Consider the following 22,617-nt stretch of genomic DNA (forward strand, 5'->3'; position numbering starts at 1 on the left):
GGGAAAAGGCTAAGTGAGGAGGGATGCGGATGTATGAACAGGAGAAACAATTAGTCGCCGAAGCGGCACTAGCTTATGTGAAGGATGGAATGGTAGTTGGGCTTGGGACCGGTTCGACGACCGAACGATTCATTGAAGCGCTCGGTCCACTCGTACATGCGGGGCTACAGATTCAAGGCGTAGCGACGTCACTTGCGACGGTAGAGCTTGCTGAACGTTTACAGATTCCATTGATCGATCTGGAAGAGGGAATGGAAATCGATGTGACGATCGACGGGATCGACCAAATCGACGGTCAGTTTCAAACGATCAAAGGTGGTGGCGGTGCGCTATTTCGCGAAAAAATCGTCGCACTGATGAGTCGTGAATTGCTCTATCTGACCGATTCTTCAAAGTTCGTTCATCATTTAAGTGGACCGTTACCGGTTGAACTCGATCCGTTTGCCTTACCGTATGTGCTCGAGCGGTTGCGTGATAAACATGTCTCCGGAACACTACGCGTGAAAGATGATCGTCCCTTCGTTACAGATGGAGGTCACATGATTCTGGATGTTGATTTATCAGCCATCTCGGACGTTCGGTTGTTCGCAAAAGAAGTCAAGAGCTGGTCTGGGGTGCTTGAGACCGGTTACTTCGAGCGACAACCCGATCATGTCCTGACGGTTGAAGAGGGAAGAGTCAAACGCATCGCGCATCCTCGACTGCGTGACGGCGGTGGGTTGGTTTAAGGAAAGAAAGAAGGAAACCATATGGGCTTGAAAAAACGGTATTTGTTCGGTGCCGGCATCATTGCTGGGACAAGTCTACTCCTGTTAAGGAAACGGGAACAGGGAACACAGACGGATGCGTTACGTGACTATTTAGCGCATCTCGATCAGGATCCGAGCCCGGATGCTTCGAAGGATCCGGATGAAATCGGATTGACGAAACTCGATTCCATCTATCGAGCCGAGTGGCAAGCGAACGGGTTCCCACGTTCGCGGACGGAACTGGAGGAGCTTGAAAAATAACCGAAATCAGCTACGAATTGCTTAAACGGCTTGAGTCCAATTAGTGAACGGACTTCAGCCGTTTAGTTTTAGTGTATGAAATATCGCTTATTGTCAAATATGCAATTGAAGTATTAGACAGAATTGAACTGATTCGAAGCGACCAGCGATTAGGAATGAATACTGTAGAAAATAATCCATGGAACAAACAGTAGGAGGCACATGTATGTATTGGTGGTTAAGAAAAATGAGGCGTATGTGGTTGAAGTTTGGTTGGATCGTGATCATCGCTTGTTTTATTGTTATCGTTGGTTCATTTATTTTAATCATGAATGGAAATCCAATCAAAGAAAAAGAAATCGGAAAACGATTGGAAGTAGATTTAGAGCGAGAATACAAAACGAAATTTGACCTAGAGTACACTCGTTACGACGCGACTAGAAGTGAGTATGGGGCGATTTTTAATACGGACGAACCGGATAAGGAGGATAATGTTTCGTTCTACGCTACGTACCATAATGATAACGAATTGTACGATACATATCGGGAAGAAATTTGGTCACGTGATATTCGTAAGGCAATTACGAACCAAGCAAAAGAGGTGTATGGAAACAACTTTATTAGGATTGAGGTGAACTCTCCACCAGAATTATTCATAGATGATGTAAAACTGAATAATTTAATGAGATATACAGAATTGAGCGAAGAGTCGATGCAGCATGTTGAAATCATGGTGAACGTACATAAGAAAGCGCAATACACGGTGAAAAAAGACTTGGCAAAGCTAGTCGATAAAATGAAAGACGGATCGATGAAGGCTGGAAAAGTGATTGTGATGGGAGCGGATGACGAGAAGGCTACAGCTTTTCGTTCATGGGTATGGATCGATCTAACGAATCTTCCAAAGGATTTTAAGATATCTGAGTTCGATAAGTTATTGGAATGGGATAAGACTTTTACAACTATTAAATAAGCGTATAGAAATAGGGTTGGATCAAAAAAGACACCCATGAAAGAAGACAATTTTCTTCTCTCATGGGTGTTTTTTTAATGAAACACGATCTGTTTTTAATATGTAAGCGATCCTGCGATGATCAAACCGATCGAAATCGATAAGAAGAGGAGCAATAAACCAACTGCTTCGTTGTTCGCATCAATCTCTTTCGTCATGCTCAAACGAGGAATCAACAAATCCGCGAGATAGAACAAGACGATTTGTAAAACAATCGCGAGCGCGCCCCATAACACCATATCGAGAATACTGACAGAGTTTGAGATACTCGAATAGAGGACGATGGCGAGACCAAGAATACGTCCACCGAATGCGTATACGGCAGCTTTCTTACCGTTACGGATAAGTTCGAGCTCCTTTGATTTCGTCGTCACTTCGAACAGGACGACACCAATCGCAAGGAGTACGGTTGCGACACCGATATACGAGAGGGTCGAAAGGAATAGATCACTGAATGTCATGCTGGTACCTCCATCATGATTTTTTGTTTTTCTTGCGTTGTTCGTATGCAACATATAACTCGAGCAGAGCTCCGACAAGAATACCTGCTGATACATACAAATAGAAGTTGTCACCAATGAATCCGAACAAGAGACCTAAAATGAGGCCGATCAGGATATAGGGACCTTTTGCTAACTTCATGCCAATCACCTACCTCTTCTTTAAAGGTAGCGGATTTCCGTGGTGACGTCCATCGTTATTCTTGAAAGCTGACGGCAGATTCCGCGTTAGTAGAAAACAAGACGACTTGATTCCGTCCTTGCTGTTTCGCCTGATAGAGTGCTGCGTCGGCATCCAGCAGGAGGTGTTCGATCTGGTATGTCGTCTCATCGTAGGCGGCTAAACCAAACGATGCTGTGAGCGATAGTTCTGTCGTCGCTAGTCGGAACGGACTAGAAGCAATCCGTTCACGTAATTGCTCTGCTAAAGGCAGGACTTCAGTAAGCGGAACAGCCTCAAACAGGACAGAAAATTCCTCGCCGCCGTTACGTGATAAGTAACCACTCTCGGCGACACCGTCTCGCAGTCGCGAAGCAAACTGTCGCAACACCTCGTCGCCTGATTCATGTCCATACGTGTCGTTGACCTGTTTAAAATGATCGATATCGATCGTCAATAATACAACTGATTGTTTGTTTAGAATCAACCGTTGTTTGACATCCGTAAAGTATTCGTTGAAGGCACGTGAATTATTCAGACCCGTCAGAAAGTCGAGTTGGGCTTTTTGATGGAGCATCCGTAATGATTGTTTCGTTAACCGAATATCACGGATGATCAGTAGGGCGAGCCAACTACTGACGAACGATGCAGGAATGACGACTGCCATCACTTCGAGTAAAAGAATCTGTTTCGGTAAGACGATCCATAAGACCAGAGCGTGCAAAGCAGTCGCGTAAATCGTGACGAGTGTAAACGTCCGTTTCGCGTAAGGCGGCATCTCGCGCACAATCAAACTCGTCCCGAGCGCAACGGCAACGATGAAACCAAAGGCAGTAAAAGCAGCTAAGTTCGTTCCTAAACTAAATCGATAGATGATGATCGCGATTGTCACGATTGTCGTCGGGATAGCACCACCGAAGTAGGCAGCGACGATGACTGGAATATGGCGTAAATCGACCATGACACCGGGAGCCGCTTCGATCGTCATCTGCATGAGTAGTAATGAGATGACACTTAAGGCAAGACCATAATACACGCGGGTCATACGCGGAGATTCTCGGGTGATCGGAAGTGGAGATAATTTCCCAAGTAAATAGAAACCAGCCATTAATAGCGTCACGTTATGCAAGACGTCAAAAAGGATGCTTTTCATAAATCGTCCATCCTTTCAAAAAATAAGCGTTATTTAAAATAGATACGCCACAAAAGGAAAATCTCCTGTTTTCTAAAAAAATATTCTATAGGTATGAAATGTGTCTATAATGTGAAATTATGCGTTCTATAAGTTGTACTTATAGATATTGCGATTTTAATTGACCTTACTAGACACGACATTGTTAAATGAGGAAGAAGCGATAATGAAAGCGCTTACTAAAAATTGAAGGAGATCTATTTATGGAACTAGTCATCATTCTTCTTGCCTTATCCTTATTGATGTTCGTTGCCTATCGTGGTTTTTCGGTCATCCTCTTTGCACCGATCTGTGCCTTGTTCGCCGTCTTACTAACGAACCCGGATTGGGTGTTACCCTTCTTCTCGAATATCTTCATGGAAAAGATGGTCGGGTTCATTAAAGCTTACTTCCCGGTCTTCCTTCTCGGAGCAATTTTCGGGAAAGTCGTCGAGATGTCCGGTATCGCGGAATCAATCGCGAAAACGATCATCCGGATGATTGGTGCAAAACGCGCCATCCTCGCTATCGTCTTGCTTGGCGCCATTCTTACATATAGCGGTGTCAGCCTGTTCGTTGTCGTCTTCGCTGTTTATCCATTCGCAGCAAACCTGTTCCGCGAAGCGAATATCCCAAAACGCCTCATTCCGGGAACGATTGCCCTTGGTGCATTTACGTTCACGATGGACGCGTTGCCAGGAACACCGCAGATTCAAAACGTCATTCCAACGACGTTCTTCAAAACAGATATCTACGCTGCACCGATCATGGGGACGGTCGGCGGCTTGTTCATCTTAGTCGTCGGGATGTGGTATCTCGAGTCACGCAAGAAAAAAGCCCATCAAGAGGGTGAAGGATACGCTGGATTCGAAGCGACAGCTGCGAGTGCCGCACCACAGATGGAATTGAAAAATGAACCAGAAATGACACTTGAGACGGATCGTCAACCGGTCTATCGTCAAGTCCTTGCTTTCGTCCCACTCGTACTCGTTGCCGTCATGAACAAAGTTTTCACCTTGTCGATTCCGAAATGGTATCCAGAAGGGTTCGACTTTTCAGCGATTGGATTAGAAGCATTCGGAAAGATTGAGACACCAGCTGTTCTTGCGATCTGGTCCGTCCAAATGGCGCTATTGATTGGAATTCTCGCAGCGATGCTATATGACTTCCCGAAAATCAAGACGAACTTCCAAGCGGGTCTAAACGTCAGTATCGGCGGCGCACTCTTAGCCGTCATGAATACCGGTGCTGAGTATGGCTTCGGTGGTGTCATCGCTGCACTTCCGGGATTCAAGTCCGTCTCAAGCGGGATCTCGGAAACATTTACGAATCCGCTCGTCAACGGAGCAGTCACGACGACGACGCTTGCCGGTGTCACTGGTTCCGCATCTGGTGGGATGGGGATTGCGTTAAGTGCGATGTCTGATAAATATACGCAAGCGATCACGTCAGGCGGTGTACCGCCAGAAGTCATGCACCGCGTCATCTCGATGGCGTCCGGTGGGATGGATACGTTACCGCATAACGGTGCCGTCATCACGTTGCTAGCGGTCACAGGACTCACACACCGTCAGTCCTATAAGGATATCTTCATGATTACGATCCTCAAGACAGTAACCGTCTTCTTGATGATCGGATTGTATAGCTTAACTGGTTTGTATTAAAGACTTCAAAGGGGGCATCATCAGATGAAACAGGGGAAAGTATACGCATCATTCGCGGAAGCGACAGCAGACATCTTTGACGGGGCGACGCTAGTCGTAGGGGGCTTCGGACTCTGCGGAATCCCGGAAAAATCAATCACGGCGTTACAAGAGAAGGGCGTCAAAGATTTGACGGTCGTCAGTAACAACTGTGGCGTCGATGATTTTGGACTCGGTCTGCTCTTGCAAACGCGACAAATCAAGAAGATGATCTCGTCGTACGTCGGAGAAAACAAAACGTTTGAACAACAGTACCTCAGTGGCGAGATTGAAGTCGATCTCGTCCCACAAGGTACGCTTGCGGAACGAATTCGGGCTGGTGGTGCTGGCATTCCTGGTTTCTACACACCGACTGGCGTTGGGACACCGATTGCCGAAGGAAAAGAACAAAAAGAGTTCGACGGAAAAACATATCTGCTTGAAGAAGGAATCGTTGGTGATTTTGCGATCGTCAAAGCCTGGAAGGCGGATCGTCTCGGGAATCTCGTCTTCCGAAAGACGTCACGCAACTTTAACCCGATTGTCGCGACAGCCGGAAAAGTAACGATCGTCGAAGTCGAAGAACTGGTTGAAGTCGGCGAACTTGATCCAAACGAAATTCATACACCTGCCGTCTACGTCCAGCGCATCGTCGTCGGGACGGATTATGAAAAACGCATCGAACGCCGGACTGTCCGGGAAGCTTGAGGAGGAGATTGACATGAAAACGACACGAGAGATCATCATTGAACGCGCACTTCAGGAAATTGAAGATGGGATGTACGTCAATCTCGGAATCGGGATTCCGACATTGATTGCCAATGCGATTCCGGACGATATGCATGTGATGCTGCAATCCGAAAATGGTCTGCTTGGGATCGGACCTTATCCACTCGATCATGAGGTTGATGCGGACGAGATCAATGCTGGAAAAGAGACAGTTACGGCTCAATCAGGAGCTTCTTACTTCGATAGTGCTGAGTCGTTCGCGATGATTCGCGGCGGGCATATCGATCTCGCAATCCTAGGTGGGATGGAAGTCGATCAGAACGGTGATCTCGCGAACTGGATGATTCCGGGTAAGATGGTCAAAGGAATGGGCGGGGCGATGGATCTCGTCAATGGAGCAAAACGCGTCGTCATCATCATGGAACATGTCAACAAACACGGTGAATCGAAAGTCAAACAGGCGTGCACTTTGCCGTTGACAGGACGCGCCGTCGTCAACCGCCTCATCACGGACCGAGCCGTCTTTGATTTTACACCGGACGGGATGGTCTTGATCGAGACGCTGAATGGTCATACGGTCGAGGACGTCAAACAAGTCACGGAAGCGCGGTTCACGGTCAGTCCGGAACTCGAGCGCGTGACGGTAGGGGAGTGAAGCTGATGGTACAAGGAGATATCGTACTTGTTACAGGTGCAGGGAGTGGGATTGGACTTGAAATCTCGAAGGCGTTCGCAGCAGCTGGCGCAAAAGTCGTCGTCACGGATGTTCGTGCGGAAGCAGCAGAGGAAGCAGCGGCATCGATTCGCACGGCCGGTCATGAAGCAGTCGGGATGACGTTAAACGTCACCGATGAAGCACAAGTCGAAGCCGTCTTGAAGCAAACGGTCGAACAGTTCGGTCGACTCGACGTCCTGATCAACAACGCCGGTCTCCAGCACGTCTCACCGATTGAGGAGTTTCCGACGGAGAAGTTCGAATTGATGATTAAAATCATGTTGACGGCACCGTTCATCGCCATCAAACATGCCTTTCCGATCATGAAGGATCAAGGCTACGGACGCATTCTCAACATGTCATCAATCAACGGTTTGATCGGCTTTGCCGGTAAAGTAGCATATAACTCAGCGAAACATGGGTTGCTCGGTCTAACGAAGGTCGCAGCCCTTGAAGGAGCAGAGCACGGAATCACCGTCAACGCGATTTGTCCGGGTTACGTTGATACACCACTCGTCCGTAATCAAATGGAAGACTTAGCGAAAACGCGACACGTCGAGCTTGAGAAGGTACTTGAAGAAGTTATCTATCCGCTCGTTCCGCAAAAACGCTTGCTTGCTGTCGAAGAAATCGCGGATTACGCGTTGTTCCTTGCGAGCCGCAAAGCAAAAGGCATCACGGGACAAGCGAACGTCCTTGATGGTGGATATACGATTCAATAAGGAGATGGAGCAGATGAGTGAAACAGTCGTCATCGTCAGTGCGACGCGCACGGCGATCGGGAATTTCAATGGAAGTTTGAAGGACGTCAAAGCAACGGAACTCGGAGCGACGGTCATCCGCGCGGCACTCGAGAAAGCTGGTGTCGCAGGAAGTCACGTCGATGAAGTCTTTTTCGGAAACGTCCTCTCAGCAGGACTTGGTCAAAATCCAGCACGACAGGCGGCACTTGCTGCCGGATTACCGGAGACGTGCCCAGCGATGACCGTCAACAAAGTCTGCGGATCTGGTCTATCTGCCGTCCATCTCGCGTATCAGGCGATTAAATCAGGCGAAGCCGACGTCATCGTTGCCGGTGGGATGGAGAACATGAGCCAAGCACCTTACGTTCTCGCGGGTGCACGCTCTGGACTGAAGATGGGAGACCAACCGCTCGTCGATACGATCATCCAGGACGGGCTCGAATGTGCCTTTAATGACTACCATATGGGTATTACGGCAGAGAATTTAGCCGATGCGTATGAACTATCGCGCGAAGCGCAGGATCAGTTCGCCGCGACGAGTCAGCAAAAAGCGCAGACGGCATTAGCGGAAGAACGGTTCGTCTCGGAAATCACGCCAGTATTGATTCCACAACGAAAAGGCGATCCGATTCGTTTTGATCAAGATGAGTTTCCACGCGCCGGAACGTCTGTCGAAAAACTCAGTCGCTTGCGTCCGGCGTTCAAGAAGGACGGAACGGTCACGGCAGGCAATGCGTCAGGCATTAACGACGGTGCTGCCGCACTCGTCATCATGTCAGAGGCGAAGGCGAAAGAACTCGGCGTGACACCACTCGTTGAGATCGTTGCGAATGGAACGTCCGGTGTTGATCCGAGCATCATGGGAATCGGTCCCGTCCAAGCGGTCCAAAAGGCACTCGATAAAGCGGGACTGACGCTTGACGAGATCGATGTCATCGAATCGAACGAAGCGTTCGCGGCACAATCTCTCGCGGTCGATGCGGAGCTACAGTTCCCGCACGAAAAACTTAACCGGAACGGGGGAGCAATCGCTCTCGGTCATCCAATCGGTGCAAGTGGTGCGCGAATTCTCGTCACGTTGATTCATGAGCTCGAGCGGACGGGTGAAACGCATGGTCTTGCGACGTTATGTGTCGGTGGCGGGCAAGGGGTTGCGACGATCGTAAGGTCTGTAAGAGGATGATTGAATTAGGAATAATAAAAAGAAATGAAAACACTCCCTCAGTTCAAATAATTTAAGGGAGTGTGTGAGATTTAAGCCGTCTTCGTTTGCTGAGAAGACGGCTTTTTCGTTTGCCAATATATATAGAATTACTGTTCACTACTTTTCTTTGAAACTGCGACCCATACTTCACTATAAACCTGTTCAGGGTCGTCACCGTGAATCGTAAAGGAGATGGCAGGCAAGTCAATCAATTCATAACCAGAGGAAGGTAACCATTCAGAATATGATCGAGCCATCGTATCTTGTAAAGTTGCTGGGAAAGGTCCACGATTCGGGAAAATGACCCATGTCGATGCATCGATGTACAACTGTTCAAGTCCTATACCGGAATCAGTTAATTTTTGCGTTGTAGCATATCCTAACATATGAGTAAGTGAACCGGTTTCTTCCTGGAATTGTTCCTCATGATCAAAAGATACATTCAATATATGATTAGGATAAAGATCGGCCATTGCCTTCATTTGTCGTCGTTGATCCGTCGTGATGGATTGGGCAAGCTCAATGATGGATTCATTAACCCCTTCAAATTGAATTGGTACACGTTTAGAGACACCCGTTATAAAAAATGAACTTTTTTCTTCGATTTTAAACTCCATTGAAGTTCCTCCTTTAATTTCTAAATGAAATGTGAAGGGAGGAAAGGTTTTTTGAATCTGATGTTTTATGGCAAATGACGGTAAATAACCTGACCAGTTACGAAAAGCTCTCGAAAAACCTTCTACAGAACGGAAGCCATACTGGAAGGCGACCGTAGTGACAGAAGCACCTTGAATCAAGTCGCGATTTGCTTCTGATAAACGCCGTTGTTTAATATACTCCGTTAATGTTACCCCGGACATATAAGAAAACATTCTTCGAAAATGATAATCGGATAGTCCTGTCAGTCGAGTAATGTCTTGAGGTGATAGTTCTTCCGTCAAATGTTCATCGATATAACGCATCAATTGATTTAATTGATCGAGCAATATTTATTCCCCTCCTTTCACTATTCACTATAAGTGTCGCTGACAAAGGAGACTTGATTCTTTGCATACGAATTAAGTCGATTGGTGAGAGTCATCATTGTGGACAATTTATATTATCTTCTTTTTTAAAAGAAGTAAAAGCTTCTACTCCGTCAGATGAACTTATGAATCCGGTTTCACGCTTCGACGCACAGACGTAACAAATTATGTAGAAACAAGCTATATCAAACTTTCTGCATAATTTTCAGAATATTCTCCAGATAAACTCCTAGCACGAGCTCTTAAACGTATGGTATTCTTTCGAACGAAGTACTTCATCTGCTTAGGGAGCGGATCAAGTCGATCATCATCAGTGGGGGTTTATTATGTCTAAAACTGTTCCAACATCATTTATCATCGTCATCGGTATGATGCTCTTCGCCTTGTTCTTCGGGGCAGGCAATCTCATCTTTCCACCGATGCTCGGACAGCTCGCAGGGGAGCATGTCTGGGTCGCCAATGCCGGTTTCCTCGTTACCGGTGTCGGTCTACCATTGCTAGCGATTCTCGCTTTCGCGTACTCAGGGGAACGCGATCTACAAGCGATGGCGTCACGCGTTCATCCTATGTTCGGAATCGGCTTCTCGGTCATCTTGTATCTGGCAATCGGACCATTCTTCGCGATTCCACGCGCCGGAACGGTCTCATATGAGATCGGCATCAAGCCATTCTTCAGTGAGTCAACGAGCCACTGGCCTTTACTCATCTTCACGGTCTTGTTCTACACGGTCGCTTGTCTTTTATCGTTGAACCCGACAAAGATCGTCGATGTCGTCGGTAAAGTACTGACGCCAATCAAGATTACGTTCATCGGTCTCTTGATCGTCGTCGCCGTCCTTCATCCAATCGGAAGTTTTCAGAATCCTTTGAAGACATATCAGTCGAATGCCTTCTTTAACGGTTTCCAAGAAGGATACATGACACTGGATGCACTCGGGGCATTCGTCTTCGGTATCATCATCATCGCAGCGATCAAGGAAAAAGGCGTCACATCAAAACGACAGTTGTTGCTGATTTGTACGAAAGCGTCATTGATTGCCGCAGCCTTACTTGCAATCACGTATACGGCGCTTGCGTTCATGGGTGCGTCGAGTGTCTCGGAGATTGGTCAACTCGCAAACGGAGCGGAGATTTTGTCTGCCGTGTCGGATCATTACTTCGGTGAGTATGGTGCGATCTTACTCGGTCTGATGATTACAGTCGCCTGTATGACGACGAGTGTCGGGTTGATCACGGCGTGTGCCTCGTTCTTCTCAGCCCTCGTGCCGAAAATCTCATACGTCAAATGGACGATTGGTCTATCGGTATTCAGCGCACTTGTTGCGAACATCGGTCTGAATCAATTACTCGCCGTCTCTAAACCAGTCTTGATGACGCTATATCCACTGGCGATCTGTCTGATTTTCTTGACGTTCTTACATCCACTCTTCAAAGGAAAACCAGCCGTTTATCAAGGGGCACTTTGGATGACATTCCTCGTCAGCTTGTTTGATGGATTAAAGACAGCAGGGATCAACGTCTCAGTCGTCACGAACGTGTTCAATGCGGTATTGCCGTTTGCTTCCGTCAGTCTCGGATGGGTCGTTCCAGCTATCATTGGTGGGGTGATCGGAGCCATCGTCGGTAAGAAAACAGCGGAAACACAGTCGTCATCGCGGGTAGCTTAAAAATCAAGTCCCTTCACTCAGATTACACTGGGTGAAGGGACTTTTTTGTTGTGACAGTAGAACGTATTTTGGCAACAGTTGTTGACAAAAACCGGTAGTGTGATGCTATAGTGTTAACGAAAATGATATTCATTATCAATTAGGAATACTCAAAGTTTATCTACGAAAAAACATCAGGTAGTAAATGTTTTTTAGGAGTGAGTTGGAAATGACAGAAGCATTAAATACATTTCGAGTGAGGAAACATGCGTTACAAACAGGAGGACAATTGGCGTTACGTCCGAGCTTGATCGTCGTCGTACAAGGCGCTGGCTTTACCTACACGGAGAAAAAACGTGTAGAGGCAGGAGAAGCCTGTTTCGTCATGAAATCAGGTGAACGATTCATCGTCCAGGAGGGGCATTGTCTGTTGTATCAGTTAGAGGTCGAGCTGACGCCATTTCCAATCTACCGACAACCAACGAATGAACTAGTGGAGTGCTTAGAACGAATGCACAGGTGTCCGGAAACATTGCCCGGGTCTCTTAGACAGCGCCGCTATCTGTATCAACTGCTGGAGCAACTAAGTGAACGTCGTCAGGAGCAGACGTTTGAAGAAGTGACGTCTTTATGGTTAGAAGAACTTGGGAAATCAGGAACAGTCAGTGACTTGGCAAGTGAGTTGAACATGTCACTGCCGACATTTTCGCGCCAATTCAAAAAGCACTACGATCAATCACCAAAGGAACTGATGCATCAATTGCGAATGCAACGAGCGAAGGAATGGATGATTGCGCATCCGGACTGGACGATTGCTAAGATTGCAGAACGTGTATCCATCAATGATGAATTTTATTTCAGCCGTCTCTTTAAAAAACGGGAGGGAGTATCTCCAAGGCAGTACCGAAAACGGTTGATTCCACGCGTCGGAATCTGGAGTCAGGCATTGTTACAAGATCACTTATTGGCACTTGGCATTCAACCTGTCATCGCACCATCTTTTCCGACGCACTATCGTTCGAACGGTGTACCAGACTATTTAAGCGAAATCGAAGGTACGCGACTTTATGACGCGTCAACAACGATTTTACCGGAATGGTTCGAGACATCAAACCTTGATCTCGTTTTACGGACACCGATACAAGGTGAGTCGCCCCCTCTGTTGACATCTTGTCCGGTCATTGATATTGCGAAACAGAGGTGCTGGAAAGATTACCTACATGCGGTTGCTAAGGCGACTGATACGCTTGAGCGAACGACAGCCATCATCCACGAGGTCGAGATGCTTGAAACAGTTGTGAAGCAACAATTCGAATTTAATCAGAATGTGACATGGGCAGTCATTTGGATTAGAGACTCAGAAATCCGACTGTACGGGAGTACAGGACATACGATGTTAGATTTTTTATTCAATGAAATCGGTCTACGAGCAGTAGAAGGACTTCCGCAAACTATCTACATAACAATTGACTTAGGAACATTACAACAGTTGGATCCTGATGGTCTGTTTGTGTTGTGGAGTCAACCGGCAGATGTGGAACGAGTTCGAGGAACGAAGGAGTGGCAAATGCTTCGCGCCGTAAGGATGGGACGAGTATTTCAGCCAGACAGTGTAGACTGGGATCCGTGGGGACCACTTGGGCGGATGCATATGTTGCGTCAATTGCATACATATATCAGCGATCTTAACTGTTTTGTTTGTCCATGAAAAATGAAAAGAAAATCCATGTTACTCATCATTGATAATGATTATCATTACAGATGGAGTTCACGATGAGGCAGATAAGACTGACGAATGAACCTAAACGTCGTCTTGTCGTATGTATCTTAGAAGGATCGCTCGGTTTGATCTATGTTAAATCTCACGACGAGATAGGCTTTCTAGGATTCAATCGTACGTGAAAAGGATGGAAGGAACTTGAAAATCTTTTACTCAAAATAAGTGCGAATAAACACCATCAAAAACGGGGAAACCCGTTTTTCTATTGATATGGAATGAGAATGATTTTCAATAAGAGGAGGAGTAGAGCGTGCGAACTTGCGAAGAACAAATCGAGCGACTGGCGACCGAGGTGACGCTTCAATCGTTCATGAACAGCTACATCCGAGAAGTGAACCCAGGAGAATGGGTCAACGAGAGGTTGATTGATGCATCCGAGACATCCTCTTTTTATTGGATGAAGCCGTATCTCATCGAAATTAAACGTCGCGCTATCATCGGACGACACGAGATCGGGATGATCCGTGAAGAGACAAAGAACGGATGGCGGGAAGTGTCAGCCATGTCCTGTATCATCACCTGTTGCATCAAGCTTCAACAAAAAGATCCGGATCAAACGGACTTACTCTTCCGTGTTCTTGATAGTCACCGGACAGTGCAATTGATTTTGGAGGAACAACTGAACGCACAAGAGCAAGAGACGTTCATCGATTATGAACAACGCTTGTGGTGTGGTCATTGGTTCCATCCGACCCCAAAAAGTAGAGTCGGTATGACCGACTGGCAACAAAAAGCGTATGCGCCTGAATTCCGTCAGCCGTTTCAACTTCACTATTTCACGGTACATGAGACATTGCTCGAGGAGCGTTCAGGTAGCTACGAGACGATTAGTCAGCTGATGGGGAACCAACTGGCTAACTCGATCCAAGTGACGGCGCAAGAACGAATCGTTCCGATCCATCCGCTTCAAGCTGAGTATTTGTTGCGTCAGCCGACAGTTGAGCAATGGATCGAGCAAGGTATTCTCCGTTATCATGGCGCATCTGGACCACTATATAATGCGACTTCGTCGATTCGGACAGTTGAAGCACTCGACCGAAGTCATATGTTGAAGTTATCCATACCTGTCCAAGTGACGAACTCAAGACGCGTCAACAAGCGGCACGAATTAGATGCTGGTTATTTGATGTATCGATTGTTTTGTCACCTGTCGCTGCCAGATACGTTTCATCTCATCCATGACCCTGCTTATTTAGCGATCCGGACTAAAGAAGAGACTGGATTCGAAGTCATCCTGCGAGATTCTGCACCCCACGCAGTAAACGTTGCGGCACTCGTTCAACCGGCATTACCGGATTCGGAATCGCTCATGTTGCGCCTCATTCGGCAGTCAGGATCAATCGAACCGGAACATGTCATCCAGTGGTGGAGACAATACCTCGAGCTGACGTTAGGCGCGATCGTTACTCTTTACGAGGAACAAGGAATCGGACTTGAGGCACATCAGCAAAATAGTCTCATCACATTCGAAGACGGGTGGCCGGTTCGATACCACGTCCGGGATAATCAGGGCTATTACTTAGCAGACACGAATCAGGATTCCTTTATCCTGCTCGAACCAGACCTGAAAGATACGACGTTGTTCTACCCAGAAGAAGTCATTGCTGAGCGTCTGACGTACTACATGATTTGGAATCATCTGGCGAGTGTCATCGACCGATTGGCAGCAGACGAGTTAGTAAAAGAGGAGATTGCTTTAGAAATCCTACGCGAATGGTGTCAAGAACGAGTCAAAAATCTAGAAGGGCGAGGCAAGTCTTGGCTTTTCATGTTGCTAGAATCGCCGACACTTCCATATAAGGCGAATTTACTGACGCGTCTACACGGACTCGATGAACTCGAAGTCGAGGGGGAACGGGTTTGCTTCGTTGATTTGGATAATCCGTTACAGGAGGACAATTATGCTTTACGACAGCAAAAAACGCATCTGCAAACAACTTCTTGAAAGTTTGTTATTTGAGCAGATCCTACCTTTTACTGAAATGATTGTCGGAATGAAGCGTCGTTTTACATTCCACATAAAAGAGAGTGAAGTGACAGTCGAAGGCAGACGTGGTCCGTTCGACCGGATTCGGCTCGACATCTCGACATTACGTTCATCGGATCGGTCTCATGTCAACGACTGGTTTGACCATCTCTTGACGCAGTTACCGATCTCGGACGACTTTCAAGAGGAGTTACGACATACGCATGATTTTGATGACTTGTCGCAGCGGCATCGGTTACGGATCCACCGAGCAGGCTTGGATTATGAAGAGTTGGAGCAGACCATCATCGAAGGGCATCCCTACCATCCTTGTTTCAAATCAAGGATTGGCTTTTCGCAAGCTGATCATGAAGCATACGGACCTGAAGCGGGCAATCGATTCCAGTTACATTGGGTCGCCTTGCCGGCTTCTCTCGTTCAAGGAAACGGACGTATGCCAATTCGAGAAATACTTGGAGAGCAAAAGCTACGTCTTTTTTTGGATAGGCTAGAAAAATTGAATCGAGGCGATTATCAGATCCTTCCTGTCCACCCATGGCAATGGTTACGTATCAAGCAGGAAGTGGCGCAAGTCGAGGGTGTCGACTTAGGAGAAGGCGGAGTATTCGTTCAAGCGACGCAGTCGATTCGAACCGTTTTTTGCCCAGGTCATCCTGAACTACCGCATATCAAACTACCTCTCGACTTGAAGCAAACATCAGCCATTCGGACGTTTTCCGTGCCGAATGTCGTGGCAGCTCCTACGGTATCCGATTGGTTGAAAAAACAGGCGAGCGAATTACCAGTAACGTTGTTATCTGAATTCGCTTCATGCGTCGGCTCGAGCGGTCCACTTGCTGGCCGGGTCGGTTGTGTCTTTCGAGAAAACGTCTTAGTTCATGTAAAAGCAGAAGAACAAGTCATTCCTTTGACAGCACTTGCTCAAATCGAGGTGGATGGACGTCATTTTCTAGGTCCATGGTTGGAACGATACGGTCATGAAAAGTGGCTCCGTCGATTTTTCGTCGTCTACCTCGAACCGATCATCCGACTCGTCACTGAGAAAGGAATCGGTGTCGAAGCACATGCCCAGAATACGTTACTTGTCTTACGCGATGGATGGCCGGAACGGATCATGCTACGCGATTTTCATGACAGTATCGAATTCGTTAGCGAACTACTCTACGACCCAGCGGATGTTCCTGATTTTAAGAAGTTACATCCTGATTTTGATGCACCGATCAATACGTATTATGAAATGTCACATCCGCTTGCCTTACGCGAGCTGCTGTACGATACATTATTCGTCTACCATTTGACGGAACTAGCGTATCAACTTAAACAGACGGAGAATTTAAGTGAAACGACGTTCTTTGACTGGATTCATCAGACGATTGAGAGATTACCTATTGATCGAGATCGACTAGAACGGATCGGATGGTATGCACCACGATTGACGGCTGAAGCCTTGCTAGCACCACGCTTTGGTTTGACGAATCAAATCGATGTCAAAAATTCACTAGTTCAACGAGGAGAGGAAAACGATCATGCTATGGATTGAGAAGGAATGGGTGACAGAAGAAGCATTGACGACACATGAACTGGCGCAGCAATCGTTCATAACGGAAGGGAAGACCGTAGCCATCTGTACGTCAGATACAAAAGCGTGGTTAGCCCTCTGTTTTGCGATGCGCCGAATGAATGGAACGATCCTGCCTATTCATCCGGATACGCCGGTTTCTGGTGCTAAACGATTAGCGAGGCAAGCCGGATGTGGCTACTTGATTTATCAAGAGACCATCATTTCGCTTCCGGAAGCAAAAGAACGTGCGGGTGGATTGATTCAATTCAGTTCCGGTACGACGGGACAACCAAAAGTCATTTACCGAACATGGGAGTCGATCGAGACGGAACTGAATGCCTATACGAACAGTTTTCCGCTGACGACGAAAGCGACGATCGTTGCTTGTCCGACGACGCACTCGTTCGGATTACTATGTGGAGTGTTCGCGACTTTAAAACGCGGAGCAACACCGGTCATCCTTCAAGACTTCTCGCCACGTCACGTCTTAGCAATTCATCGATTGCATCCGGACGCTATCATTTATACGGCACCGGGACTGGCGTATGCGATGAGTTTGTTTCCGGAATCAATCCATGCAGTGATGATTTCCGGGATGACATTACCAGAGAAATGGTTCCGATCGATTGAACGGAAGACCTCTCATTTACTCCAACAATACGGTTGCTCAGAAATCGGCTGTATCGCACTTCATCCGAATCCGACGAGCCCACAAGCCATCGGATATCCGTTAGAGCACCTTGAGATTCAAACCGGAACGAAGGCACGACCGGCAGAATTAGTCGTTACGCAACAAAACGAACGAATCGGAACGAAGGATTTGATGTACTTTGAAGACGGGCTGCATTTTCTGAGCCGACTTGATGAGATGATCAATGTATCTGGCTTATCGGTTTATCCAGGGGAAGTCGAAGATGTCTTGCATCAGCTTCCGACCGTCGAAGCTGTCGTTGTCTTTAAGCGAATGGATCCGTTTCAAGGAGAGCGCGTCTGCGCTCAACTCGTGACGACGGCATCGGAGAAAGAATTGAAACAACATTGCATGCAGCATCTCGCACCACATCAACGACCGACGGAGTGGCAACTCGTCGAGCAGATCGAGGTATCTGCGAATGGGAAAGTCAGTAGAAAACGATTGGGGGAACAAGCATGTCCCGTTTAACGATTGCGCAATTCGAAGATATACTGACCGAACAACTTGAATGGTCGTCACCCGTCGCCGTCTCTGCCACAAACTCTCTACGAGATGATTTAGGACTGGATTCGATGCGTTTGATTCATTTGTTGCTTCATCTTGAATTAGAGCACGGGTTAGTGATTCCAGATAAACGCATGTCAGCCCTCCCCAACATGCGAGTAGAAGAGTTGATGTCTGTTTTACAGGAGGTCATACATGATTAAAGTACACTGTCTCGTCAGTTGCGTCTGCGAGACGATCAAACGATCGGACGCGGACCATCGTCCCTATTACTTTGGCGTATGGGATGCTGCGTTTTCCTTGTCGGCTGATTATGTCCTCTCCCATCATGATGAGAAAATCAACCATCAGGAGATGCTTGATTGGTATGAACGTCTTTATGGAATCCCAGTCGAAGAATGGTACGACCACGAACAGTCAAAAGATGAAAACATCGCTCAGCTGATTAAACGAATCGAACAGAAGGATAAAGATGAAAACGTGATCGTCATGTTGGATTTAGCCAGTTTGCCTGAGCGCGAAAATAAATTTCACCACGACGTGTTTCCACACTACGTCATGTTAGAGGCGACAAAAAATCCGGAAGTGTGGCATATGCTTGATCCTGACTTCCGGTATGAAGGTGAAATAGACAGAGCACGTATTCTTGAAGCAGTACGTAATCCTGCTGTCGCTGGTGGGTTTGCGTTTCGAAGTACTGATGTCCGAATACCGGACGCAACGACAGTAAGTGCGTATTTCATGAGCTGTATAAACGTACAACATCCGTTGACTGAAGCAGTCAAACGTGTTGTGCATCACTATCGTGACCAACCTGAGGGATTACCGAATGCCCTAAAGCAGTTGCCGGTCATTGCCATTCGAAAATATGCCTATGAGCATGCATTTGCTTATTTATATGAAACGATCGGACGTGATTTACAGACATCTGATTTTGAAGAATGGACGGATGAGGTTGAAACATTAGTCAATCAATATTCTGTCATCCAGCATCGGGCTGTCAAATACGCTTTGACAGGGCAAGTGGAAGTATATTTGGAAATCGAACGATTGCTTGAAGAACAGGAGCGTCGTGAGCGTGCGATTAAACGACAACTCGTCGATACGTTCCATGCGTTTCAACGACAGGAGGGGATTGAACATGAAACTCGCACTTTGTACGATCAGCTATCGGCATCATCTGCGTTCATTTAATGATTTAATCGAATTTGCTTCAGAAGAACACTTTGACGCCATTGATATCTGGGGCGTTCATGCTGAACATTTAAGAACGGAAGAAGTCGATCGGCTAAAGTCATCCCATCTGAATGTCAGTATGTTGAGTCATTACTTGAATTTAAATGGACCGATGTCAGAACTACTTGCGGAGACAAAACGACTCTCGCGATTAGCTACACGAATTGGAACTAAGCGTATCCGGATTTTTGCTGGTAATGAAGCGAGCCATACTTTATCCGACGCTAAATGGGATCAACTCGTTTATCGGCTGAACGGGATTTGCCGTGTTCTTGATGCAGCAGGGCAACGCTTGTTACTAGAATTTCATCCAAACACAGCGACGGATACGGTAGAAGCAACGCAACGTTTACTACAGGCGATTCATCACCCAGCATGTCGGATCAACTTCGATGTCTTACATGTCATCGAGTCAAAGGCGGACCCCGTTGAAGCATATGTCAGACTGGCATCATATGTGGACCACCTTCATCTGAAGACCGTTGCAAAAACGGATCAGTTCTCGGTATTTGAACCATCGAATGTATACGCAGCAAGCGGATCACGAGAAGGGATGGTTCCGCTGTTCGAAGGCATCGTTGACTATCAACGGTTCTTTGAAGACTTATCGGGTCAACTCGAGCACTTGACGGCAAGCCTCGAATGGTTCGGTCCTGATCCTGACAAGCGATTAAAAGAAGATCGACGTCTTATTGTTCAATCACTTGAAAGAGTACCCGTTTTGTCAAGATGATTCGGCTTGATGGGGTTTAAACGTCAGCAGAAAAGGAAATTCCTCTACTGTATGTCATTGACCATCGTGTCCCTTACAGAAAGGATGTTGAAACATGTCAGAACGTGTCTTCATTAGTCCCTCAAAGTATGTCCAAGGAAAGGATGTCATTGACCGGCTCGGTACATATGTGAGCCCGTTCGGTGAAAAAGCGCTCGTCATCGCGGATGATGTCGTCTGGAAAATCGTCAAGGAACGCGTCGAGCAGTCGTTGTCGAGCGAAAACGTCGGCATCGAGAAAGCGGACTTTAGTGGGGAAGCTTCACGGCATGAAGTAAAACGAATCGCGGAGCAAGCAAAAGCAGCGGACGTCCGGTTCGTCATGGGTGTCGGTGGCGGGAAAACGCTCGATACGGCAAAAGCGGTCTCGGATGAGTTGAACGTGTCCGTTGTCATCGTGCCGACGCTTGCTTCGACCGATGCGCCGACAAGTGCCTTGTCCGTCATCTATTCCGACGAAGGGATTTTCGAAAGTTATCGCTTCTATAAGAAGAATCCCGATCTCGTTCTCGTCGATACGAAACTGATCGCGCAAGCACCAGCGCGCTTCTTTGCGTCCGGAATCGCCGATGCCCTTGCGACATGGGTCGAAGTCCGGAGCGTCGTTGCCTTTGGTGGACAAACGATGGCAGGTGGGCGACCGACGATTGCGGCGCAAGCGATCGCAAAACGTTGTGAAGAAGTCTTGTTCGAGCACGGGCGTCTAGCCTATGAATCGGTCCAGGCGAAAGTTGTCACGCCGGCACTCGAAGCCGTCGTTGAGGCGAACACACTGCTCAGTGGACTCGGTTTCGAAAGTGGTGGATTAGCTGCGGCGCACGCGATTCACAATGGCTTCACAGCACTGGATGGGGAGATCCATCACTTGACGCATGGGGAGAAGGTCGCTTTCGGTACACTCGTTCAGCTGGCGCTCGAAGAACATCCACAAGAAGAAATCGAGCGGTATATCGCGCTCTACATGGATCTCGGCTTACCGGTGACGCTCGAAGACGTCAAGCTAAAGGATGCGTCGCGTGAGGACATCGTCAAAGTCGGCGAGGCAGCAACGGCTGAAGGAGAGACGATCCACAGCGGATTCAATGTCACCGCTGACGAAGTTGCCGATGCGATCATTGCAGCCGATCGCTACTCGAAAGCGTATCAAGCGAAACATGCTTCTTCCTGATTAATGAGTTCAAATCTGCTTCCTCATGATGAGGGGAAGCAGATTTTTTTTGAGTCTTTGTCGAAATCTGCTTGAATTCTTTTCAAAAACACGCTATCGTTATAAAACGTAATGATTACGATTTAAATCAGGTAAAGGAGTTTTTGTGATGACGGATCGATATGAATGGGTGATTGTTGGTGGAGGAATTCATGGCATGACGGTATTTAATGCCTTACGTGAAAAAGGGATCGACCGAGAGATGATTCGGATCATCGACCGTCATGAGCAACCACTTATGAATTGGCGGAAACAGACCGAACGGATTGGCATGCCTTACCTACGTTCAACACGTGTTCACCACACTTCGACGAATCCGACAAGTCTCAGACATCATGCTGAAGAACAAGAGTATACACATCAAGCATTCAAGGATACATACGGACGACCATCCTTGGAACTGTTCAACGACCATGCCCTTCGACTAGCACAGCAAAACGAAGTAGAGGTGAGCTGGGTACAAGGGGAAGTCACGCGACTAAGACGAGAAAACGGAACTTGGATTGTTTCGTTGGGGGAGAGGGAATTACGGGCAAGCCGTGTCGTTCTCGCCCTCGGGCAATCGGAGCATCATGTCATGCCGGAATGGGCGAACTCAGCGCGTCACGTTTTCTTTTCAAAGCACGATACACCTCCGGTCATCATCATCGGTGGGGGAATCAGTGCTCTGCATCATACGATTCAATGTGCCGAACGTTATCCTGGACAGGTGACGCTTCTCTCAAGACGTCCACTCGAAAAAAGTTCGTTTGATGCCGATCGTAAATTCATGGGACCGAAAGGACTTACCCCTTTCAAGTTGTTATCTGCGAGCGAGAGACGCGCGTTGATCATACAGGAGCGGCGCCCGGGCACGGCAACACAGGATCTGATTCAGCGTGTCCGTCATCTCGTTCGGGAAGGGATCGTCACACATATCACCGGTGAAGTCGAGCAGGAAGTCGAAAGCGGAGTAAAGCTGACGGATGGTCAGATCATCACCGCTGAATCGATTATTTGCGCAACGGGTATCCGTCCGATGGTCGTCGAAGGATCATGGCTCGAAGCTGTACAGCAAGAGTTGAATCTGCCATTATCCCCTTGCCGGACACCTTTGCTGGATGAATCGACTTTTGAGTGGGGAGAGCATTTATTTGCGACAGGAAGTCTTGCTGATTTGACGGTCGGACCGTTCGCTCGTTCGATTTATGGCGGACAAACCGCAGCTCGTGCGATCGCCTCGACGATTGAAGAGAAACAGACTGCATTTGCTACCGTTTAAAAGATATAAAAAGCCCCGACCGCATGACAACTCAGATGA

Annotated in this window: 22 protein-coding genes; 18 read left to right on the forward strand and 4 right to left on the reverse strand. The window is 47.4% G+C overall.

The window, feature by feature from the left end:
• Nucleotides 1-29: 29 nt before the first annotated feature.
• The 3 genes from rpiA (at nt 30) to K6T22_RS06120 (ending at nt 1,962) form a co-directional block, all read left to right on the forward strand.
• The gene (rpiA, locus tag K6T22_RS06110) at nt 30-728 is read left to right on the forward strand and encodes a ribose-5-phosphate isomerase RpiA (protein ID WP_238239453.1); all 699 of its coding nucleotides are present in this window, start codon (nt 30-32) and stop codon (nt 726-728) included.
• Between the two features lie 21 nt (nt 729-749).
• A complete protein-coding gene (locus tag K6T22_RS06115) occupies nt 750-1,010 on the forward strand; it encodes a hypothetical protein (protein WP_238239455.1) in 261 nt (86 codons plus the stop codon).
• Nucleotides 1,011-1,215: 205 nt separating this feature from the next.
• Nucleotides 1,216-1,962: a hypothetical protein gene (locus tag K6T22_RS06120; protein WP_238239456.1), complete on the forward strand. Its 747-nt coding sequence runs from the start codon at nt 1,216-1,218 to the stop codon at nt 1,960-1,962.
• Nucleotides 1,963-2,057: 95 nt separating this feature from the next.
• On the opposite strand, the gene K6T22_RS06125 is transcribed toward K6T22_RS06120, so the two are convergent.
• Genes K6T22_RS06125 through K6T22_RS06135 form a run of 3 tightly spaced genes read right to left on the reverse strand, consistent with a single transcriptional unit; the run spans nt 2,058 to nt 3,814 of the window.
• On the reverse strand, nt 2,058-2,462 hold the full coding sequence (locus tag K6T22_RS06125) for a DUF350 domain-containing protein (RefSeq protein WP_023467822.1): 405 nt from the start codon (nt 2,460-2,462) through the stop codon (nt 2,058-2,060).
• Between the two features lie 13 nt (nt 2,463-2,475).
• Nucleotides 2,476-2,643, reverse strand: coding sequence for a hypothetical protein (locus tag K6T22_RS06130; protein WP_023467823.1), 168 nt, complete (start codon nt 2,641-2,643; stop codon nt 2,476-2,478).
• A gap of 55 nt (nt 2,644-2,698) precedes the next feature.
• Complete coding sequence (locus K6T22_RS06135) at nt 2,699-3,814, reverse strand: GGDEF domain-containing protein (RefSeq protein ID WP_238239458.1); 1,116 nt, start codon at nt 3,812-3,814, stop codon at nt 2,699-2,701.
• Between the two features lie 242 nt (nt 3,815-4,056).
• On the opposite strand from K6T22_RS06135, the gene K6T22_RS06140 reads away from it, so the two are divergent.
• From K6T22_RS06140 to K6T22_RS06160, 5 genes are read left to right on the forward strand one after another with little or no spacing between them, the layout of a single operon-like run.
• Nucleotides 4,057-5,496 carry a GntP family permease gene (locus K6T22_RS06140; protein ID WP_029341302.1) on the forward strand — a complete coding sequence of 480 codons (1,440 nt, stop codon included), beginning with the start codon at nt 4,057-4,059 and terminating at the stop codon, nt 5,494-5,496.
• 24 nt (nt 5,497-5,520) lie between these two features.
• Nucleotides 5,521-6,222: a CoA transferase subunit A gene (locus tag K6T22_RS06145; RefSeq protein ID WP_029341303.1), complete on the forward strand. Its 702-nt coding sequence runs from the start codon at nt 5,521-5,523 to the stop codon at nt 6,220-6,222.
• A gap of 13 nt (nt 6,223-6,235) precedes the next feature.
• Complete coding sequence (locus K6T22_RS06150) at nt 6,236-6,898, forward strand: 3-oxoacid CoA-transferase subunit B (protein ID WP_064300169.1); 663 nt, start codon at nt 6,236-6,238, stop codon at nt 6,896-6,898.
• A 5-nt stretch (nt 6,899-6,903) separates the two neighbouring features.
• A complete protein-coding gene (locus tag K6T22_RS06155) occupies nt 6,904-7,680 on the forward strand; it encodes a 3-hydroxybutyrate dehydrogenase (protein ID WP_238239460.1) in 777 nt (258 codons plus the stop codon).
• A 13-nt stretch (nt 7,681-7,693) separates the two neighbouring features.
• Complete coding sequence (locus tag K6T22_RS06160; RefSeq protein ID WP_238239461.1) at nt 7,694-8,884, forward strand: acetyl-CoA C-acetyltransferase; 1,191 nt, start codon at nt 7,694-7,696, stop codon at nt 8,882-8,884.
• Between the two features lie 128 nt (nt 8,885-9,012).
• Here K6T22_RS06160 and K6T22_RS06165 read toward each other — a convergent pair whose 3' ends face one another.
• The gene (locus K6T22_RS06165) at nt 9,013-9,891 is read right to left on the reverse strand and encodes an AraC family transcriptional regulator (protein WP_238239463.1); all 879 of its coding nucleotides are present in this window, start codon (nt 9,889-9,891) and stop codon (nt 9,013-9,015) included.
• A gap of 365 nt (nt 9,892-10,256) precedes the next feature.
• On the opposite strand from K6T22_RS06165, the gene brnQ reads away from it, so the two are divergent.
• The 10 genes from brnQ (at nt 10,257) to K6T22_RS06215 (ending at nt 22,578) form a co-directional block, all read left to right on the forward strand.
• Nucleotides 10,257-11,597, forward strand: a complete 1,341-nt coding sequence (brnQ, locus tag K6T22_RS06170; protein ID WP_238239464.1) for a branched-chain amino acid transport system II carrier protein — start codon at nt 10,257-10,259, stop codon at nt 11,595-11,597.
• A 208-nt stretch (nt 11,598-11,805) separates the two neighbouring features.
• Nucleotides 11,806-13,284, forward strand: a complete 1,479-nt coding sequence (locus K6T22_RS06175) for an AraC family transcriptional regulator (protein ID WP_238239466.1) — start codon at nt 11,806-11,808, stop codon at nt 13,282-13,284.
• A gap of 322 nt (nt 13,285-13,606) precedes the next feature.
• A complete protein-coding gene (locus K6T22_RS06180) occupies nt 13,607-15,301 on the forward strand; it encodes an IucA/IucC family protein (RefSeq protein WP_238239468.1) in 1,695 nt (564 codons plus the stop codon).
• Complete coding sequence (locus K6T22_RS06185; protein ID WP_238239470.1) at nt 15,258-16,883, forward strand: IucA/IucC family protein; 1,626 nt, start codon at nt 15,258-15,260, stop codon at nt 16,881-16,883. Before K6T22_RS06180 ends, K6T22_RS06185 begins: the two co-directional genes overlap by 44 nt.
• Complete coding sequence (locus K6T22_RS06190; RefSeq protein ID WP_238239471.1) at nt 16,870-18,066, forward strand: AMP-binding protein; 1,197 nt, start codon at nt 16,870-16,872, stop codon at nt 18,064-18,066. Before K6T22_RS06185 ends, K6T22_RS06190 begins: the two co-directional genes overlap by 14 nt.
• Nucleotides 18,054-18,305 carry a phosphopantetheine-binding protein gene (locus tag K6T22_RS06195; protein ID WP_238239473.1) on the forward strand — a complete coding sequence of 84 codons (252 nt, stop codon included), beginning with the start codon at nt 18,054-18,056 and terminating at the stop codon, nt 18,303-18,305. Before K6T22_RS06190 ends, K6T22_RS06195 begins: the two co-directional genes overlap by 13 nt.
• On the forward strand, nt 18,298-19,296 hold the full coding sequence (locus K6T22_RS06200) for a DUF6005 family protein (RefSeq protein WP_238239474.1): 999 nt from the start codon (nt 18,298-18,300) through the stop codon (nt 19,294-19,296). The genes K6T22_RS06195 and K6T22_RS06200 overlap by 8 nt, the downstream gene beginning before the upstream one ends.
• A complete protein-coding gene (locus K6T22_RS06205) occupies nt 19,244-20,071 on the forward strand; it encodes a sugar phosphate isomerase/epimerase family protein (RefSeq protein ID WP_238239475.1) in 828 nt (275 codons plus the stop codon). The genes K6T22_RS06200 and K6T22_RS06205 overlap by 53 nt, the downstream gene beginning before the upstream one ends.
• 94 nt (nt 20,072-20,165) lie before the next feature.
• Nucleotides 20,166-21,278: a glycerol dehydrogenase gene (locus K6T22_RS06210; protein ID WP_238239476.1), complete on the forward strand. Its 1,113-nt coding sequence runs from the start codon at nt 20,166-20,168 to the stop codon at nt 21,276-21,278.
• 148 nt (nt 21,279-21,426) lie between these two features.
• The gene (locus K6T22_RS06215; RefSeq protein WP_238239477.1) at nt 21,427-22,578 is read left to right on the forward strand and encodes an FAD/NAD(P)-binding protein; all 1,152 of its coding nucleotides are present in this window, start codon (nt 21,427-21,429) and stop codon (nt 22,576-22,578) included.
• Nucleotides 22,579-22,617 lie beyond the last annotated feature (39 nt).

This window comes from Exiguobacterium acetylicum, assembly GCF_022170825.1.
Lineage (GTDB): Bacteria > Bacillota > Bacilli > Exiguobacteriales > Exiguobacteriaceae > Exiguobacterium_A > Exiguobacterium_A acetylicum_B.